Source organism: Rathayibacter sp. AY1F6 (assembly GCF_002932035.1).
Lineage (GTDB): Bacteria > Actinomycetota > Actinomycetes > Actinomycetales > Microbacteriaceae > Rathayibacter.
Genome location: NZ_PSVD01000005.1, coordinates 40,349 through 58,082 on the forward strand (window position 1 = coordinate 40,349; position 17,734 = coordinate 58,082).

Below are 17,734 nucleotides of genomic sequence, written 5' to 3' on the forward strand. Positions count from 1 at the left end.
GCGCCGATCCGCCGCCGGCCGGGAGGCTCAGGCCTCGATGACGAGCGGCACGATCATGGGCCGGCGGCGGTAGGAGGTGTTGACCCAGCGGCCGACGACGCGACGGACGGCCTGCGACAGCGCGTGCTGGTCGCTCGCCCCGTTCCGCACCGCCTCCTCGAGCGCGGCCGCGATCCGCGGCTTGACCTCGTCGAAGACGCTGTCGTCCTCCGCGAAGCCCTTCGCGTGGATCTCGGGGCCGACGACGATCCGCCCCGTGCCCGCCTCGACCACCACGATGATCGAGATGAAGCCCTCCTCGCCGAGGATCCGCCGGTCCTTGAGGTCGGCGTCCGTGATCTCGCCCACCGACGATCCGTCGACGTAGACGAACCCCAGGTCGAGCCGTCCGACGACGGTCGCCCTGCCGTCGAGCAGGTCGATCACGGTGCCGTCCTCGGCGATGATCGTGTTCTCCTCCGCGATCCCGGTCTCGCGCGCGAGCTGCGCGTTCGCGACCAGGTGCCGGTACTCGCCGTGCACCGGCATCACGTTCAGCGGCTTGAGGATGTTGTAGCAGTAGAGGAGCTCGCCGGCCGCGGCGTGCCCGGACACGTGCACCTTCGCGTTGCCCTTGTGCACGACGGTCGCTCCGAGCCGGGTGAGCCCGTTGATGACCCGGTACACCGCGTTCTCGTTGCCGGGGATGAGGCTGGAGGCGAGGATCACGGTGTCGCCCTCCCCCGGCTCGATCTGGTGATCGAGGTTGGCCATCCGGCTGAGGACGGCCATCGGCTCGCCCTGCGACCCGGTGGACATGTAGACGATCCTGTCCTCGGGGACATCGCCCGACTTCTTCATGTCGACCAGGACTCCCGGAGGGACGTGCAGGTAGCCGAGATCCGCGGCGATGCGCATGTTGCGGACCATGGAGCGGCCGAGCAGCGCCACGCGGCGGCCCGTGGCGTGAGCCGCGTCGAGCACCTGCTGCACCCGGTGCACGTGGCTGGAGAAGCTCGCGACGATGACGCGGCGGGTCGCCCTGGCCATGACGCTCTCGATGACCGGGCCGATGTCGCGCTCGCTCGGCGTGAAGCCGGGGACGTCGGCGTTGGTGGAGTCGACCATGAACAGGTCGACTCCCTCCTCGCCGAGGCGGGCGAAGGCGCGCAGGTCGGTGATCCGGCCGTCGAGCGGCAGCTGGTCCATCTTGAAGTCGCCGGTGTGCAGCACCGAGCCCGCGTCGGTGACGATCGACACGGCCAGCGCGTCCGGGATCGAGTGGTTCACGGCGACGAACTCGAGCTCGAAGGGCCCGAGGTTCTCGACGTCGCCCTCCTTCACCGTGAGCGTGTACGGCGTGATCCGGTGCTCCTTGAGCTTCGCCTCGACGAGGGCGAGCGTGAGGGTGGAGCCGATCAGCGGGATGTCGCGCTTCAGGCGGAGCAGGTAGGGGACGGCGCCGATGTGGTCCTCGTGGCCGTGGGTGAGGACCACTCCGACGATGTCGTCGAGCCTGTCCCGGATGGGCGTGAAGTCCGGGAGGATCAGGTCGACGCCCGGCTGGTCCTCCTCCGGGAAGAGCACGCCGCAGTCGACGACCAGGAGCCTGCCGTCGATCTCGAAGACGGTCATGTTGCGGCCGATCTCGCCGAGGCCGCCGAGGGGGATGATCCGGAGCGTTCCCGGAGCGAGCGGGGCGGGGATGATCACGGGACCGGGCATGCGCCCTCCTTCTCCAGCGGTGCTTTCTCGGGACGTGCCGCTCGGGCTCAGCGGGTGGTGCCGGCGACCTTCGGGAGGGCGCCGCCGGCCGCGGCGTTGCGGTCGGGCCGGAAGTTGCGGAAGTCGACGCCCGGGATGTCGCGGACCAGGCCGAGCTCGTCCTCGATGAGCGCCGCCTCCGACTCCTCCGGGCCGACCAGGGGCAGCCGCACGCGCGGCGAGGAGATGCGGCCGAGGCCGTGCAGGATGTACTTCGCGGCGACGGTCCCGGGGACGTGCGTCATCACGGCGCGCACGAGCGGCTCGAGCTGCTGGTGCGCGCGGGTGGCCGCGTGGAGGTCGCCCGCGTTCACGGCGTCGACGATCGTGCGGTACGGCGCGGCGGCGATGTTGGCGGTGACGCCGATGAGCCCCGCGGCGCCGATGGCGAGCTCGGGGAGCACGTTCGCGTCGTCGCCGCAGAAGTACATCAGGTCGGTCTGGTTGAGCACGCGGCTGACCTCGGAGAGATCGCCCTTCGCGTCCTTCACGGCCAGGATGTTCGGGTGCTTGGCCGCCCGCAGGATCGTCTCGTAGCGGATCGGCACGCCGGTGCGGCCGGGGATGTCGTAGAGGATGACCGGCAGGTCCGTCGCATCCGCGATCATCCGGAAGTGGGTGAGCACGCCCGCCTGCGTGGGCTTGTTGTAGTACGGGGTGACGATCATGTTGCCGTCGGCGCCGGCCTTCTCGCTCTGACGGGCGAGCTGCATGGCGTGGGCGGTCTCGTTCGAGCCGCCTCCCGTGATGATCTTCGCGCGGCCCCCGGCGACCGAGCGGCCGACCTCGACGAGGCGGATCTTCTCCGGGTCGGTCAGGGTGCTGGTCTCGCCCGTGGTCCCGGTGACCACGATGCCGTCCGCGCCCGCTGCGATGCAGTCGTCGATGTGCTTCTCGACACCGGGCCAGTCGACCTCGCCGTCGGCGGTGAACGGGGTGACCAGGGCGACCAGGACCTGGCCGAAGGGATTCTCCGGAGTTGACACGCTGCCAGGGTAGCGGGTCGCCGCCGCGCCGCCGGGAGGAGCTTCCCGGAGCCGCCCGCGCGGACGGCAGCAGGCGATCGGGCGGGACGGCCCGCTCGTCCTCGCCGGGCGGCGGGCTACGGGGCGACGCGGCCGTTCGCTGTGAAGGCGGCGGCCGTGAGGGGCATCAGCTCCTGGAAGTGCGTCTCCATCTGCTCGGCCGCCATCTCGATCTCGCGCTGCGGGAAGGAGGGGAACGTCGAGTCCTCGCGCTTGGTGCGCAGGGAGAGGAAGTTCATCAGCGAGCGGGCGTTGAGCGTGACGTACATCGACGAGTAGATGTTCAGCGGGAGGACGATCCGGGCGACCTCGCGGGCGACGCCCTCGCCGAGCATCCGCCGGTACGACTCGTAGGCCTGCGTGCTGACGCGGCGCGTCTCCTCGGCGACGAGCTCGGCCTGCTCCGCGGTGCCCGGCTCGAAGGAGTAGGCGCCGGGCTTGCCGACCTGCACGAGGTTGCGCCGGGGGCCGGGCACGTAGAAGACCGGACGGAGCTCGCGGTAGCGGCCCGACTCCTCGTTGTAGGAGGCGATGCGGTGCCGCATGAACTCGCGGAAGACGAAGATCGGCGCCTGCACGTAGAAGGTCATCGAGTTGTGCTCGAACGGCGAGCCGTGGCGGTCGCGCATGAGGTAGTTGATCAGGCCGCGGTCGCGCTTGCGCTGCAGCTCGGCGTCGGACTCCTCGCTGTCGAGCGCCTCGGCGAGCGTCTTCTCGCCCTGGGTCGAGACGCGGGCCGCGAACAGCACGTCGGAGTCGTGGGCGCTCGCGCGGACCAGCTCGACGACGACATCACTGCGGAAGACGGGACTGCTCGGGTCTGCGCTGAGGCTGCTCTGTTCGGTCACGGATCGAACCTAGACCACGCTCCGACCGCGGCCGTCGTCACATCCCGAAACAGTCGTCCGCGCAGCGCCCGCGCCGACCTACGCTTCCCGGATGGAGCCCGTGACGATCCTCGCCGCACTGCTCGGCCTCGTCGTGCTGGGCGTCGTCCTCGGGGCTGTCCATCGGGCCCGCTCCGGGCGCGTCGCGAGCGCCCCCTCGCGCCAGGACCCCGCGATCGACCCCGGCGAGCTCGTCCCCGGCGCAGTGCTCGGGACCCGGGCCACAGTCGTGCAGTTCTCGACCGACGTCTGCACGCGGTGCCCTGCAGTGCGACGGATGCTCGGGGAGCTCGCCCAGCAGCGGCCCGGGCTGGCGCACCTCGACGTCGATCTGACGCACCGCCCCGACCTCGCGGCGCGCTTCCGCGTCCGGCAGACGCCCACGCTCCTCCTGCTCGATCGAGACGGAGTGCCGCGCAGCCGCGTCGGCGGCGCTCCGACCCGGGCCGCCCTGACCATCGAGCTCGACCGACTCCAGGAGACATGATGAGCACCCGCTCCCCCTCCACCACCGGCGCCACTCCCCCGTCCGGCACCGTCGATCCCCGCGGCCCGAGGGTCGCCGCCGGAGTCACCGCCGCACTCCTCCTCACGGCCGTGGGCCTCGGGCTCGCGGCCGCGGCCCGGGCCGACCTCGACGGCCGGCTCTCCCAGCCCGGCTTCCTCCTGCTGCTCGCGCTCGCCGCCCTCTTCGCCTGGTCGGCCGCGCGCGGCGTCGGCTCCGGCCCCTGGGCGGTGCTGTTCCGCCGGGTGGTCCGGCCGCACCTGGCACCGCCGCGCGAGTGGGAGGACGCCCGCCCGCCGCGCTTCGCCCAGCTGATCGGCCTGGTGGTGACCGGCGCCGGAGTCCTCCTGCACGTCGCCGGCGTCCCGGGATCGGTTCCGGTCGCCGCGGCCGTCGCCTTCCTCGCCGCCTTCCTCAACGCCGTGTTCGGCCTCTGCCTGGGCTGCGAGCTCTACCTCGTGCTCGCGCGGGCCGGCCTGGTCGGGCGCTCGGCCGGCTCCCGGGCGTGAGGCTCTAGGCTGGGTCCGCTTCGCGGGCGGCCCGCGACCGGCTCCGGGAGGCACCATGAGCGACTCATCCGCACGGCACTCCGACCACGACGGGACCACGGACTCCGGCTCGCCGCGGCGCGCCGCGCGCACGCCGGGCGAGCACGTGTCGACGCCGTCCGAGCTGCCCTCGGCCCGGCCGGATGCGTCCGCTCCCCGGCTCCGCGTCCTGATCTCGGGCGCCAGCGGGATGATCGGCTCCGAGCTGACCCGCCAGCTGCGCGCCGAGGGGCACGAGATCCTGCGCCTGGTGCGCCACGCGCCGTCGAGCCCGGACGAGTTCCACTGGGCGCCCACCTCGCACATGCTCGACTTCAGCGTGCTCGACCGCGTCGACGCCGTGATCAACCTCTCCGGCGCCTCGATCAGCCGCCTGCCGTGGACCGCGTCCTACAAGCGGGAGATCCTCGACTCGCGGATCCAGTCCACGCAGACCCTCACCGACGCGATGCGGATGTCCTCGACCCCGCCGACGACGCTGATCAATGCCTCCGCGGTCGGCTACTACGGAGACCGCCCGGGCGAGGAGCTCACCGAGCAGTCCTCGCGTGGCGACGGATTCCTCGCCGATGTCGTCGACCGCTGGGAGAAGGCCGCCCACCTCGCGCCCGAGGCCACGCGGGTGGTCACCGCTCGCACCGGGCTCGTCCTCGGCGACGGCGGCGCGCTCAAGCCGCTCCTGCCCCTGACGAAGCTCGGTCTCAGCGGACCCCTCGGCAGCGGCAATCAGGCCTGGCCCTGGATCAGCCTCTACGACGAGGCCGCGGCGATCCGCCACCTGCTCACGTCCTCGCTCTCGGGCCCGGTGAACCTCGCCGGACCGGTGCCGGCGACCGCGAACGACGTGATGCGCACCCTCGCCGAGCAGCTGCACCGCCCGTTCAAGCTGGCCGTCCCCGAGAAGATCATCGAGCTCGCGCTGCGCGACGCCGGGCACGAGCTCCTGCTCTCGAGCCAGCGCCTGGTCCCCCAGCGGCTGCTCGACGACGGCTTCGAGTTCCGCCACCGCACGGTCGGCGCGGCGCTGGAGTGGGTGCTCGCCTGATCCCGGCCGCCTGAGCGGTCAGGCCGGAGCCTCGTGCTCCAGCGCGATGGCCCGGCGGATGGCGCCTCGGGCGCGCTTGCGGTCGCCGCTGGCGTCGTAGGCGAGGCCGAGGCGGTACCAGGCGCGCCAGCTCCCGGGCTGCGCGTCGACCTCCTCCGCGTACTGCGGGAACAGCGCGTCCGCCTCCTCCCGGAGCGGACGCCCGCTGGCCCGCGAGTCGAGGACCTCCTGCGGCAGCGCGTTCTCGCCCTCCAGCCGACGGGCCAGCTTCTCGGCGCGGAGCCCGAACAGCAGCTCGCGCACGAGCCCCCAGACGCCGACGGCGCCGAGGATCAGCAGGCCGACGCCCATCACGATGCCGGGCACCGTCGCCGCGGCGAAGGCGACGACGGAGTACTGCAGGCAGACGAACAGATAGAGGGCCAGCAGGACCGCCATCAGGACGACCCCGACGCGGGTCCTCACGGGGTGCTCGTCGCTGCGGCGGCCTGGCCGGACGGAGTCCGGTCGACGACGGGCTGCTCGTCGACCGGCCGCTCGGCGAGAGGCGCGGCGTCGAAGGCGGCGCGCAGGTCGATCAGCGCGTCGAGGCCCACTACCACGCCCGAGGTCGTCCGGACCGCGTCGAGAGCACGCAGGACGCCCTGCTCGTAGGACGCCTGCGAGGTGGTGTCGTGCCGGATGGTGACCGTCTCGCCGGTGCCGCCGAAGACGACCTCCTGGCGCGCCTCCACTCCGGGCAGGCGGAGGCTGTGGACCGGGACGCTCGCGACCTGCTGGCCGCGGGCCCGCTGGTCGGTGTGCGGAGCCTGCACCGGACCGAGCTCGGCCCGGGCGCGCAGCAGCAGCTCGGCCGTGCGGACCGCGGTCCCGGAGGGCGAGTCGACCTTGCGGGCGCCGTGGGTCTCGACGATCTCGGCGGCGTCGAAGAAGCGCGCGGCCACGGTGGCCAGCGCGGTCGCGAGCACCGAGCCCAGCGAGAAGTTGGGGATGATCACGACGCCGGCCTCGGGCTGCTCGGCGACGCTGCGCCGGAGGGCCGCGATCCGGTCGCCGGTCCAGCCGGAGGTGCCGACGAGCACCTTCCTCCCGTTGGCCACGGCGAAGTCGACGATCTGCTGGCTGACGGCCGGCACGGTCATGTCGACGACGACGTCGGCCGCGAGCATCTCGGCGGGATCGCTCCGCGAGCCGAGCCGCGCGACGAGCGAGAACTCGCTCGACGCCTCGATGAGCGAGCAGGTGAACGAGCCGAGTCGGCCGGACGCGCCGACCACGGCGACGGAGGTAGTCACCGACTCAGCGTAGCCCGCGGCTCAGTACGGCTGGGCCTCGGGCAGGCCGGTGCGCAGCTCCACAGGCAGGTGCGAGAGATCGTTGTGCACGACGAGCACCGGCGGCTTGCGGGAGCGGACGCGGATGATCGTCAGCCCGCAGTTGGCCTGGTTGAGGCCCAGCCACCGCCAGTCGGGAGCGTCGAACACGTGGCGGACGAACCAGCCGATCACGAAGTTGTGGGTGATGAGGAGGTCGTGGCGGTCCTCGCGCGACGGCGCCAGGAACTCGGCCACCGCGTCCTGCATCTGCGCGTGCCCCGCCTCGATCTCGGCCGCGGTGACGCTGCCGAAGAAGGGCTCGAACGCCTTGGGCATGTCCGGGGTCGGCCCCGAGGGGATGCAGTCGAACAGCAGCGAGGACGGCTGGAGCGGCAGGCTCGGCAGAAGCGTCTGGAAGCGTGCGGCCGTCTCCTCGGCCCGGCGCAGCGGGGAGTGCCACGCTCCCGTGAAGGGGACTCCGCCGAGCCGCTCGGCGATGAGCCTCGCCTGGCGCTCACCACGGGCCGAGAGCGGGCCGTCCGGCATGCCGTGCTCGGCGTCCTGCTGCTCGCCGTGGCGGACGAGGTAGATGTAGTGGGACACGGGGTCCTCCCTGGTGCGGCGCGGCGGTGCGCGGTCAGCGGGCGTTCGACGATCGGATCAGATCGCGGAGGCGCTCTCGATCCCGGCGATCCCGGCGAAGGCCGACTCGTCGACCGCGCCGACGGCCGAGATCGACGACGGCCCCCGGGCCAAGTCTGCCGCGAGTGCCTGGATGTCCTCCGCGCCGACGAGGGCGAGTCGGCGCAGGCTCTCGTCGAGGTCGACGAACTCGCCGAAGGTCAGCTCGGCGCGTCCGAGGCGCGACATCCGGGTGTCGGAGTCCTCCAGCGCGAGCGCCGCCGCTCCCGAGAGCTGGCCGCGGGCGCGCGCGAGCTCGTCGTCGGTGACGCCGTCCTCGGCGAGGCGGTGGAACTCGGTGAGCAGGAGCTCGGCGACCGTCCCCGCCTTCGCCGGGGTGCACGCGGCGTAGAGCCCGAAGAGGCCCGCGTCCGAGTAGGACGGGGCGAAGGAGTAGACGGAGTAGGCCAGGCCGCGCTTCTCGCGCACCTCCTGGAACAGCCGCGAGGACATGCCGCCGCCGAGGATCGAGTTGAGGACGCCCATCGTCATCCGCCGCTCGTCGCCCGCGGCGAGACCGGGGAAGCCGACCAGCAGGTTCGCCTGCTCGGTGGGGCGGTGCACCACCGACAGGGCGCTGCCGCGGGTGTAGGACGCACGGCCGCCGACGCGCCGCTCGACGGGCGGGGCCGCCGTGCCGAGGTCCCAGCCGTCGGCGACGAGGACCCGCTGGAGCAGCGCGACGAGCGCCTCGTGGTCGACGGCGCCGGCGACGGTGATCACCACGTCTCGCGGGCGGTAGGCGGCGCGGTAGTGCGCCCAGACCGCGTCCCGGGTGGCCTCGCCGATGGTCGCGGCGGTGCCCCCGATCGGGCGGCCCAGCGGGTGGTCGCCGAACACGGCCTCGAACAGCTTCTCGCCCGCCACGTCGGCCGGATCGTCGTCCGCCATCGCCAGCTCCTCGAGGATGACCCCGCGCTCGGTCTCGAACTCGTCCGGATCGATCAGGCTCGAGGTCACCATGTCGGCGATCACCTCGACCGCCATCGGGAGGTCGCGGTCCTGGATCTTGGCGTAGTAGCAGGTGTACTCCTTGGCGGTGAGAGCGTTGTGCTCCCCGCCCACGGAGTCGAAGGACACGGCGATGTCGAGGGCGGACCGCTTCTGCGTGCCCTTGAACAGCAGGTGCTCGAGGAAGTGCGTCGAGCCGACGTTGGAGGGCACGGCGGGTTCGCCCGCGGTCGCGGGGCGGCCGGGCCGCTCGTCGCGAGAACCCGCGGCGACCCAGAAGCCGATCGTGGCGCTGCGGGCGCCGGGCACCGATTCGCTGAGGATGCGGACACCGCTCGGGAGGACGGAGCGGCGGACCGTGGATCCGCCTGCGGCCCGGACTGACGTCTCCGGCTGGTCGAGGGGCAGTGCGACTCCGTGATTCATCGTGCCCACCCTAGGCCACCGCGACGGCGGCCCGAGCCGGGCTGTCGCGCCGTGGCGGGAGAGGTGCCGGGGGCGTCGCGGACGGGCGCGGTCAGCGGCGCGCGCGCTCCAGCGCGGCCAGGTGTCCGGGGTCGAGCTCGAGCGAGACCGCGCGCACCAGCGCGTCCACGTCGGCGGGTGAGCGCGGGGCGACCGTCGCGGCGGTCAGCCGCGGCCGGCCGAGCAGCCAGGCCAGGGCGACGGCGGCGGGAGCGGCCGAGAGCTCGGCACCGATCGCGTCGAGGACGGCGAGGACCCGGCGTCCGCGGCGCCCGAGGTGGGCGGCGGCGAGTGCCCCGTCGGGCAGGCGGCCGAGCTCGCGGCGGGTGCGCTCGGCGCCGCGGAGGAACCCGTGGGCGAGGGGGACGGTCGCGAGCAGGGCGAGTCCCTGGCCGGCGGCGACGAGGCCGAGATCGCCCTCCGAGCCGGGCCGCTCGAGCAGGTTCCAGCGGACCTCCGCGCCGGCGAGGCGGGGCAGCCCGTGGGCGGCCAGGACGCGCGCCTCGAACAGCTCCTCCGGGGAGAACCCGGAGGCGACCACCGACCGCACCAGCCCGCGCGCCAGCAGCACGTCGACAGCGCTGAGGAGCTCGTCGAGGCGCCCGGCCCCGTCGGGGCGGACCGCCAGCACGTCGAGGCGATCGGTGCGGAGGCGGCGCAGCGCCCCCTCGACACCGTCCACCAGCGCACGTGGCGTCGCGGGGGCGCCGACCGGAGCGGCGAAGCGGCCGATCAGGAGGAAGCGGTCCCGGTCGCGGTGTCCGGCGGGCCAGCCGCCGACGCCCTCCGCGAGGCTCGAATCGGTGACGACGACGCCGTTGCCGCCCCACGCCGCGTAGCGCTCGAGCAGCGCGGCACCGTCGTCGCGGCCGAGGGCCGCCGCGTCGAGCACGAAGGGGAAGAGGTCGTGGCCGGAGTCGCCCATCGGCCGACGGTGCGAGGGTGCGACGGCGGTCGGCTCGACGGGGCCGGTCTCGGCGAGGACGCCGCTCGAGGAGGCTGCGCGGGACGCCGCGGGCGGGAGCGGGACGGCACTGTGACGGGGAGCCCGCACGACGGCGCCGGTCCTGTCCCTGGGCACGCCACCACTCTCCCTGCGGCGGCTCGGGTCCCGCCAGGGGAGAGAGTATCCGAGCGCCGGAGCCGCCACTCCGCCGGGTCGCGCACGGTTCACCAGATCGTTACACGGGCGCCGCCGGCGGGGTCGACTCGCGCCGGCGAGCGGTGCGGCGGGCCCCTCCGTGTCGGCCGTCCGGGCTAGATTCGCGACCATGGACTCCGCCGCCCCGACCCCCTCCGAGACCGCCGCCCCGACCTCCGACTCCCCCGAGCGGGAGATGTCCGCGCCCTGGTGGACGAGCGCCGTCGTCTACCAGATCTACCCGCGCTCGTTCGCGGACTCGAACGGCGACGGCATCGGCGACCTGGGCGGCATCCGCTCGAAGCTCGACCACCTCGCCGACCTGGGGGTCGACGTGATCTGGCTCTCGCCGGTCTACCCGTCGCCGCAGCACGACAACGGCTACGACATCTCGGACTACGAGGACATCGACCCGCGGTTCGGGACGCTGGAGGAGTTCGACCTGCTCCTCGCGGAGGCCCACGAGCGCGGCATCCGCATCGTGATGGACCTCGTGGTCAACCACACGAGCGACGAGCACGCCTGGTTCGTCGAGTCCCGCTCCTCGCAGGAGGACCCGAAGCGCGACTGGTACTGGTGGCGCCGCGGGCGCCGCTCGGCCGAGCCCGGCCGCGAGCTCGAGGCGGCCGCCGGCGCCGGCCTCGACGTCGCCGAGCCGAACGGCTGGCGCTCCTACTTCTCCGGCCCGGCCTGGACGCTCGACCCGGCGACGGACGAGTACTTCCTCCACCTCTTCGCGGTGCAGCAGCCGGACCTCAACTGGGAGAACCCCGAGGTGCGGCACGCGGTGCACGCGATGATGAACCGCTGGCTCGACCGCGGAGTGGACGGCTTCCGGATGGACGTGATCAACCTCGTCTCGAAGGACGTCGGAGCCGTCGACGGCGAGCAGGGCGGCGCGGGCATCGTCGGAGGGGTGGGTCCGCGGCTCCACGAGTACCTCCGCGAGATGCACGAGGCCGTGTTCGCGCACCGCGAGGGCTCCTTCCTCACCGTCGGCGAGATGCCCGGGGTCACCCTCGAGGAGGCGGTGCTCGTGACCGATCCCGAGCGGCGTGAGCTCGACATGGTCTTCCAGTTCGAGCACGTCGGCATCGACCACGGAGTCGACAAGTTCCACCCGGTGCCGCTGGACCTGGTCGCCTTGAAGGCCAACCTCGCGCGCTGGCAGGACGGCCTGGCCGAGCGCGGCTGGAACAGCCTGTACCTCGGCAACCACGACCAGCCGCGTCTCGTCTCGCGCTTCGGGGACGACGGCGCGCACCGCTACGAGTCCGCGACCCTCTGGGCGACGCTCCTCCACCTCCAGCGCGGCACGCCGTACATCTACCAGGGCGACGAGATCGGGATGACGAACGTCCCGTTCGCCGGCATCGAGGACTTCCGCGACGTCGAGTCCCTGAACTACTGGGCCGAGGCCGTCGACGAGCGCGGCGAGGACCCCGCGACCGTGCTCGCCGGGCTGCGCGCGCAGAGCCGCGACAACGCCCGCACGCCGGTGCAGTGGGACGACGGCCCCCAGGCCGGCTTCACGACCGGCGAGCCGTGGATCGCGGTCAACCCGAACGCCGCCGAGGTGAACGTCGCCGCCGACCGGGCCGCCGAGCGGTCGGTCTTCGAGTACTACCGGGCGCTGATCGCGCTGCGGCACGCCGATGAGACGGTGCAGCTGGGCCGCTTCGCGCTGCTGGAGCCCGAGCACCCCGCGCTCTTCGCCTTCACGCGCACCGGACCGGGCGAGCTGCTCGTCGTCGGGAACGTGTCCGGTGAGCCGCTCGAGGTGCCGCTGCTCGAGGAGTGGGCGGCTGCCGAGACGGTCCTCGGCAACGTCGCCGGTGCGACCGGGTCGACGCTCGGCCCGTGGGAGGCGCGCATCCTGCGCCGCTGAACCTCGCCGCGCCCCGCTCCGAGCCCGGCGCGGGGCGCGGCGCCCGACGGCGGCGGACCAGCGGGCGAGAGCCTCAGGCGGAGACGCGGTCCAGCTGGGCGATGTCGCTCCGGGTCAGTGGGAGCGCGGCCGCCGCGAACAGCGACTCGAGCTCCGCGGCGTTCCGGGCCCGGACGATCGCCGCCGAGACCTCCTGGTGCGAGAGCACCCAGGCGAGCGCGACCACGCCGGGCTCCGTGCCGTGGGCGCCGGCGATCTCGTCGAGGGCAGCGAGCACGCGGGAGCCGTGGCGGCCGACGTAGTCCAGGCCCGCCTCGAACAGGGCCGACTCCGGCTCGTCCGTGCGGCTGCGCAGGGCGCCGGTGAGGTAGCCGCTCGCCAGGGGCAGCCGCGCGAGGGTGCCGAGCTCGAGCCGCACCACCTCGGGGGCGACGTCGGTCTCGTAGGTCCGGCGCTCCATCAGGCTGTACTCCGACACGACGGCCGAGAGCGACGGCAGCGCGAACGCGGTCGCCGTCTCGTGCAGCGCCGTGATCGCCGCTCCGCTGAAGTGCGCGGCACCCAGGGCGCCGACCGAGCCGTCCGCCAGGAACGGCGCGACCGCCGCCAGGCTGTCGGCGATGGGGATCCCGGGGTCCTCGCTGTCGAACGAGAGCAGGTCGATCCGGGTGCCGAGCCGCTCGAGGCTCCCCTCGATCGCGATGCGGACGTCCTCCGGGGCGAGTCCCGGCGCGTCCGGGTGCCGACCGACCTTCGTCGCGACCAGCATCCGCTCGCGCAGCCCGCTCTGCTCGAGCCAGCGGCCGATCATGTACTCGCTCCGACCGGTCGCGTAGTGGTCCGCGGTCGAGATCAGGGTGCCGCCGAGACGGCCGAACGCGTCGAGCACCTCGGTGGTGTCGTCGATCCCGGCGGCCCAGCCGAAGACGGAGCCGTCGAGGGCGAGCGGATGCACGGGGAGGCCGGTCCGACCCAGGGTGCGTGAGAGGAGGGGCGTCTCCGGCTCGGTGGCCAGGGGCGTCGGGTCGGTCACGGAGTCCTCCGGTCGGGGCGGTGCGGCGCGGTCCCGCCACCGTACCCCATGCCCCCGCCGACGACGGACGCCCGCCCCACCGGTGTGGGACGGGCGTCACGGTCGTGCAGGAGGGATCAGCTCTCGGCGGGAGCCTCGACCTCGGCCTCCTCGGCCACGACGGGCGCGAGGGACAGCTTGCCGCGGTCGTCGATCTTGGTGATCTGGACGAGCAGCTTCTGGCCGACTCCGAGGACGTCCTCGACGTTCTCGACGCGCTTGCCGCCGGCGAGCTTGCGGACCTCGCTGATGTGCAGCAGTCCGTCCTTGCCGGGGAGGAGCGAGACGAACGCGCCGAAGGTCGCGAGCTTGACGACGGTTCCGAGGAACTGCTCGCCGACCTCGGGGTTGGTCGGGTTCGCGATGGCGTTGACCTGCGCACGCGCGGCCTCGGCCGACGGACCGTCGACGGCTCCGATGTAGACGGTGCCGTCCTCCTCGATGGAGATGTCGGCGCCGGTCTCGTCCTGGATCGCGTTGATCGTCTTGCCCTTGGGGCCGATCAGCTCGCCGATCTTGTCGACGGGGATCTGCACCGAGATCACGCGGGGCGCGGTCGGGGCCATCTCGTCGGGCTGGTCGATGGCCGCCGTGAGCACCGCGAGGATCGTGGTGCGGGCGTCCTTGGCCTGCTTGAGCGCGGCGTCGAGCACCGACGACGGGATGCCGTCGAGCTTCGTGTCGAGCTGGATGGCCGTGACGAACTCGGCGGTTCCGGCGACCTTGAAGTCCATGTCGCCGAGCGCGTCCTCGGCGCCCAGGATGTCGGTCAGCGCCGCGTAGCGGGTCTGGCCGTCGACGACGTCGGACACGAGGCCCATCGCGATGCCCGCGACCGGCGCGCGCAGCGGCACTCCGGCGTTGAGGAGCGACAGGGTCGACGCGCAGACCGAGCCCATCGAGGTCGAGCCGTTGGAGCTCAGCGCCTCGGAGACCTGGCGGATCGCGTAGGGGAACTCCTCGCGGCTCGGCAGCACCGGCACGAGGGCGCGCTCGGCGAGGAAGCCGTGCCCGATCTCGCGACGCTTCGGCGATCCGACTCGGCCGGTCTCACCGGTCGAGTAGGGCGGGAAGTTGTAGTGGTGCAGGTACCGCTTCTTGGTGACGGGCGACAGCGAGTCGATCTGCTGCTCCATCTTGAGCATGTTCAGCGTGGTGACGCCCAGGATCTGGGTCTCGCCGCGCTGGAAGATGGCCGAGCCGTGGACGCGCGGGATGACCTGCACCTCGGCGTCGAGCGGGCGGATGTCGGCGAGGCCGCGTCCGTCGATGCGCACGCCGTCGCGAAGGATGCGGCCGCGGACGACCACCTTCGTGACGGACTTGTACGCCGCTCCGACCTGGTTGTAGGCCTCGGCGGAGAGCTGACCCGAGGCGATGCGCTCGGCGATCTGCTCCTTGACGCGCGCCTTGAGGGCGTCGTCGGCGTCCTGCCGCTCGACCTTGTCGGCGATCTGGTACACGCGGACGAGCTCGTCGTAGCTGAGCTCGGCGACGTTGTCGTAGGTCTCCTGCGCGTAGGGCAGGAACACCGGGTAGTCCTTGACCGGCTTCGCGGTCTCGGCGGCGAGCTTCGCCTGCGCCTCGACGAGTGCGCGGAGGAAGGGCTTGGCGGCCTCGAGGCCCTCGGCGACGACGTCCTCGCTGGGCTTGGTCGCACCCGCCTTGATGAGGTTCCAGGAGGACTCCGTGGCCTCGGCCTCGACCATCATGATGGCGACGTCCGAGGAGCCGTCCTCGTTGGTGACGACGCGGCCCGCGACGGTGAGGTCGAAGACGGCGTTCTCCAGCTGGGAGGCCTTGGGGAAGGCGACCCACTGGTCGTTGCCGGAGCCGTCGGACATGAGCGCCAGGCGGACGCCGGCGACCGGGCCGGAGAACGGCAGGCCGGAGATCTGCGTGGACGCGCTCGCGGCGTTGATCGCGAGGGCGTCGTAGAACTCGTCCGGCGCGATGCTGAGGACCGTGATGACGATCTGGACCTCGTTGCGCAGGCCCTCGACGAACGAGGGGCGCAGCGGCCGGTCGATCAGACGGCAGACCAGGATCGCCTCGGTGGAGGGGCGGCCCTCGCGACGGAAGAACGAGCCGGGGATCTTGCCGGCGGCGTAGGAGCGCTCCTCGACGTCGACGGTCAGCGGGAAGAAGTCGAAGTTGTCCTTCGGGTTCTTCGAGGCCGACGTGGCCGAGAGGAGCATGGTGTCCTCGTCGAGGTAGGCGGCGACGGCGCCCTGAGCCTGCTGCGCGAGGCGGCCGGTCTCGAAGCGGACGGTGCGGGTGCCGTACGAGCCGTTGTCGAGAACGGCTTCGGCGAATGTGATTTCAGGACCTTCCAAGAGGTCTGTCTCCTTAACGTCTGCAGCGGCGCCCCTTCTGGGCGCCGGCGTTCGTCGGAGCAGCGGTCCGGTCAGGAATCGAGACGATCCCACGGCAGGGCTTCGCGCCGTGCCGTCGTGTGGAGGGCGTTCGTGCTGGCCACCAGTAGAAGAGCTCCGGGCTGTCGCGACCTGTGCCGCGAGCGGGACGTGCCGCCTGCGACTCGTGCCGCGGCGGCCCGTGCTCTGTCGCACGCTGCCGCCGTCCGGGACTCCACCACCGAGGACCAGCTTCCTGCCGGCCTGCTCCGTGGCTCGAATCCTGGGTCGACCGGCGGTCGCTTTCGGATTCGGAACCGGTTCATGCTATCAGCCGCGGTGCGGTTCCTCCATGGACCGCGCCGACCCGGCCGGCCCTCCGCCCGTCAGCCCCGCGTCTCGTGCATCAGCAGCTCGACGCGCAGCCCGCCCCTCACCGTCACGATGCGGGCCGGCACGCGGGGCGACCTCCCCGCCTCCGAGAGCCGGGCGAGGGCGGCCGCGACCACGTTCTCGAGACCGCGCGGCACCTGGCCGACGAGCCCCGAGGGGCGCTGGGCCGCGAACAGGCGGACCGGCATCGGAGCATCCACGCGCTCCTCCTCCGCGGTGCGGCGCGGGATCACGGCCGTGACCTCGTCCTCGCCGAGGGCGAGCACCCGCGCGATCTCGTCCTGGTGCGGCCGGGAGTCGGCGAGGCGGAGGAGGGTGTCACCGCGCCGCGACTTCGGGCGCAGCTCGTAGTCGTAGTCGTCGAGCTTGCCCGAGCCGCGGTCGTCGGAGGGGAGGGGGTTCGCGTCGCCGCGTCCGAACGGGAAGAGCTTCATGCCTCCATTGTCCAGCTCGCGGCCCCTCCCCCGCTCGCGTCAGGCGGTGCGCCGCATCCGGGCGATCGCCGCGAGCACCAGGACGAGCACGACGGCGACGAAGCCGAGCAGGACCGGGACGGCCGGCAGGAGCGCGAGCGCGGCACCGATCGCCAGGACCGGCACCGCGAGGCCGAGGTAGGCGGCGAGGAACACGGCCGCGAGCACCTCGCCGCGGGTCTCGTCGGTGGCGAGCGAGCCGGCGACTCCGAGCGCCAGGCGGAAGAGCAGGCCCACGCCCGCTCCCGCGAGCACCCCGCCGATGATGAAGGCGGACACCGAGACGATCACGGCGCCGGTCGCGACCAGCAGCAGCCCGGCCGTCAGCGCCACGGCCGCGAGGCGGAGCGCCGTCCGCGAGGACAGCCGGATCGAGACCAGCTGCGCGACGGCTCCGGCGGCGAAGACCCCGAAGGAGACCGCGCCCGCCTCGAGGTGGGAGGTCTCGCCGAAGCGCCCGGCGAGGAAGGTCGGCGCCAGCGAGGTGAAGAGGCCGAACACGGCGAACCCGGCGAACGCGCCGACCGCGGCCGAGAGGAAGACGCCGCGGGAGGCGGCCGGCACGGCCAGGCGCTGCGGACGGTAGGCCGGGAGGACCTCGCGCCGCTCGACCGTCTCGGGGACGAGCGCGACGCCGATCCCGAGGACGACCAGGAGGACGAGGAACACGGCGTACGGGACGACCAGGGGCTCGCGCACCGTCACGGCGAACACCCCGCCGACGAGCGGGCCGAGCGCCAGCCCGCCCATGTTGACGAGGGCGGAGACGGCGCGGGAGGTGCCGGGGCCCTCCTCCGGGCGGGCGACGGCGCGCAGCTCCGAGAGATGGGCGGTGGCCGTCGCGGTGAGCGCGCCGACGCCGAGCCCGGTCAGCAGGCGGGCGAGGATCAGCCCGGGCACGTCCGGCCAGAGCAGGAACACGGCGGCCGCCAGGACCTCGACGAGGATCGACGCGAGCAGGATCCGGCGGCGGCCGAGCCAGTCGCTGACGTGCCCGGCGAGGAAGAGGCTCGCCACGACTCCGACCGCGTACGCGGCGAAGACCACGGTGACGACGAAGGCCGGGAACCCGTCGCGCTGCTGGTAGATCGCGTAGAGCGGTGTCGGCACGGTCGAGAACGCCATCACCGTGAGGAAGGCGACGGCGATCACCCAGAAGCCGTGGCGGTGCGGGAGCTCGCGGCGGTGGACGGACGGGAGGGAGCGCTCGGTGGTGGTCACGGTGTCCACAGTGCTCCGCCCCATCA

Annotated in this window: 16 protein-coding genes; 4 read left to right on the top strand and 12 right to left on the bottom strand. The window is 73.0% G+C overall.

Annotation, left to right across the window (positions count from 1 at the left end; all coding sequences use genetic code 11):
• Nucleotides 1–27: 27 nt before the first annotated feature.
• From C5C44_RS06420 to thyX, 3 genes are all read right to left on the bottom strand, one after another.
• Nucleotides 28–1,704: a ribonuclease J gene (locus C5C44_RS06420; RefSeq protein ID WP_104224470.1), complete on the bottom strand. Its 1,677-nt coding sequence runs from the start codon at nt 1,702–1,704 to the stop codon at nt 28–30.
• 47 nt (nt 1,705–1,751) lie between these two features.
• Nucleotides 1,752–2,729 (bottom strand): 4-hydroxy-tetrahydrodipicolinate synthase, encoded by a 978-nt coding sequence (gene dapA, locus C5C44_RS06425; RefSeq protein WP_104319205.1) that lies wholly within the window; start codon nt 2,727–2,729, stop codon nt 1,752–1,754.
• Nucleotides 2,730–2,845: 116 nt separating this feature from the next.
• Nucleotides 2,846–3,616: an FAD-dependent thymidylate synthase gene (gene thyX / locus C5C44_RS06430; RefSeq protein WP_104335548.1), complete on the bottom strand. Its 771-nt coding sequence runs from the start codon at nt 3,614–3,616 to the stop codon at nt 2,846–2,848.
• Between the two features lie 91 nt (nt 3,617–3,707).
• Here thyX and C5C44_RS06435 point away from each other — a divergent pair, with 91 nt between their 5' ends.
• From C5C44_RS06435 to C5C44_RS06445, 3 genes are read left to right on the top strand one after another with little or no spacing between them, the layout of a single operon-like run.
• Complete coding sequence (locus tag C5C44_RS06435) at nt 3,708–4,142, top strand: thioredoxin family protein (protein WP_104233266.1); 435 nt, start codon at nt 3,708–3,710, stop codon at nt 4,140–4,142.
• Nucleotides 4,142–4,669, top strand: coding sequence for a DUF4395 domain-containing protein (locus tag C5C44_RS06440; RefSeq protein ID WP_104233265.1), 528 nt, complete (start codon nt 4,142–4,144; stop codon nt 4,667–4,669). Before C5C44_RS06435 ends, C5C44_RS06440 begins: the two co-directional genes overlap by 1 nt.
• Nucleotides 4,670–4,724: 55 nt before the next feature.
• On the top strand, nt 4,725–5,753 hold the full coding sequence (locus tag C5C44_RS06445) for a TIGR01777 family oxidoreductase (protein WP_104238626.1): 1,029 nt from the start codon (nt 4,725–4,727) through the stop codon (nt 5,751–5,753).
• An 18-nt stretch (nt 5,754–5,771) separates the two neighbouring features.
• On the opposite strand, the gene C5C44_RS06450 is transcribed toward C5C44_RS06445, so the two are convergent.
• From C5C44_RS06450 to C5C44_RS06470, 5 genes are all read right to left on the bottom strand, one after another.
• Complete coding sequence (locus C5C44_RS06450) at nt 5,772–6,218, bottom strand: tetratricopeptide repeat protein (protein WP_104233263.1); 447 nt, start codon at nt 6,216–6,218, stop codon at nt 5,772–5,774.
• Complete coding sequence (dapB, locus tag C5C44_RS06455; protein WP_104335549.1) at nt 6,215–7,048, bottom strand: 4-hydroxy-tetrahydrodipicolinate reductase; 834 nt, start codon at nt 7,046–7,048, stop codon at nt 6,215–6,217. Before dapB ends, C5C44_RS06450 begins: the two co-directional genes overlap by 4 nt.
• 21 nt (nt 7,049–7,069) lie before the next feature.
• Nucleotides 7,070–7,672, bottom strand: coding sequence for a histidine phosphatase family protein (locus C5C44_RS06460; RefSeq protein WP_104224462.1), 603 nt, complete (start codon nt 7,670–7,672; stop codon nt 7,070–7,072).
• Between the two features lie 57 nt (nt 7,673–7,729).
• Nucleotides 7,730–9,127: a pitrilysin family protein gene (locus C5C44_RS06465; RefSeq protein ID WP_104260638.1), complete on the bottom strand. Its 1,398-nt coding sequence runs from the start codon at nt 9,125–9,127 to the stop codon at nt 7,730–7,732.
• A 91-nt stretch (nt 9,128–9,218) separates the two neighbouring features.
• On the bottom strand, nt 9,219–10,247 hold the full coding sequence (locus C5C44_RS06470; RefSeq protein ID WP_146086937.1) for an aldo/keto reductase: 1,029 nt from the start codon (nt 10,245–10,247) through the stop codon (nt 9,219–9,221).
• Nucleotides 10,248–10,503: 256 nt separating this feature from the next.
• On the opposite strand from C5C44_RS06470, the gene C5C44_RS06475 reads away from it, so the two are divergent.
• Nucleotides 10,504–12,195 carry an alpha-glucosidase gene (locus C5C44_RS06475; protein WP_104335599.1) on the top strand — a complete coding sequence of 564 codons (1,692 nt, stop codon included), beginning with the start codon at nt 10,504–10,506 and terminating at the stop codon, nt 12,193–12,195.
• 73 nt (nt 12,196–12,268) lie between these two features.
• On the opposite strand, the gene C5C44_RS06480 is transcribed toward C5C44_RS06475, so the two are convergent.
• The 4 genes from C5C44_RS06480 to C5C44_RS06495 form a co-directional block, all read right to left on the bottom strand.
• A complete protein-coding gene (locus C5C44_RS06480; RefSeq protein ID WP_104233259.1) occupies nt 12,269–13,228 on the bottom strand; it encodes an aldo/keto reductase in 960 nt (319 codons plus the stop codon).
• Nucleotides 13,229–13,344: 116 nt separating this feature from the next.
• On the bottom strand, nt 13,345–15,603 hold the full coding sequence (locus tag C5C44_RS06485) for a polyribonucleotide nucleotidyltransferase (protein ID WP_104224806.1): 2,259 nt from the start codon (nt 15,601–15,603) through the stop codon (nt 13,345–13,347).
• A 404-nt stretch (nt 15,604–16,007) separates the two neighbouring features.
• Nucleotides 16,008–16,448: a hypothetical protein gene (locus C5C44_RS06490; RefSeq protein ID WP_104335550.1), complete on the bottom strand. Its 441-nt coding sequence runs from the start codon at nt 16,446–16,448 to the stop codon at nt 16,008–16,010.
• Between the two features lie 39 nt (nt 16,449–16,487).
• Entirely contained in the window at nt 16,488–17,708 is a 1,221-nt protein-coding gene (locus C5C44_RS06495; protein WP_258059399.1) for an MFS transporter, read from the bottom strand.
• Nucleotides 17,709–17,734: the final 26 nt, after the last annotated feature.

Excerpts from the sequence above, each read along its gene's own strand:
- C5C44_RS06420 (WP_104224470.1), bottom strand. The coding sequence starts at position 1,704 with ATGCCCGGTCCCGTGATCATCCCCGCCCCGCTCGCTCCGGGAACGCTC.
- C5C44_RS06435 (WP_104233266.1), top strand. The coding sequence starts at position 3,708 with ATGGAGCCCGTGACGATCCTCGCCGCACTGCTCGGCCTCGTCGTGCTG.
- C5C44_RS06440 (WP_104233265.1), top strand. The coding sequence starts at position 4,142 with ATGAGCACCCGCTCCCCCTCCACCACCGGCGCCACTCCCCCGTCCGGC.
- C5C44_RS06445 (WP_104238626.1), top strand. The coding sequence starts at position 4,725 with ATGAGCGACTCATCCGCACGGCACTCCGACCACGACGGGACCACGGAC.
- C5C44_RS06465 (WP_104260638.1), bottom strand. The coding sequence starts at position 9,127 with ATGAATCACGGAGTCGCACTGCCCCTCGACCAGCCGGAGACGTCAGTC.
- C5C44_RS06475 (WP_104335599.1), top strand. The coding sequence starts at position 10,504 with ATGTCCGCGCCCTGGTGGACGAGCGCCGTCGTCTACCAGATCTACCCG.
- C5C44_RS06490 (WP_104335550.1), bottom strand. The coding sequence starts at position 16,448 with ATGAAGCTCTTCCCGTTCGGACGCGGCGACGCGAACCCCCTCCCCTCC.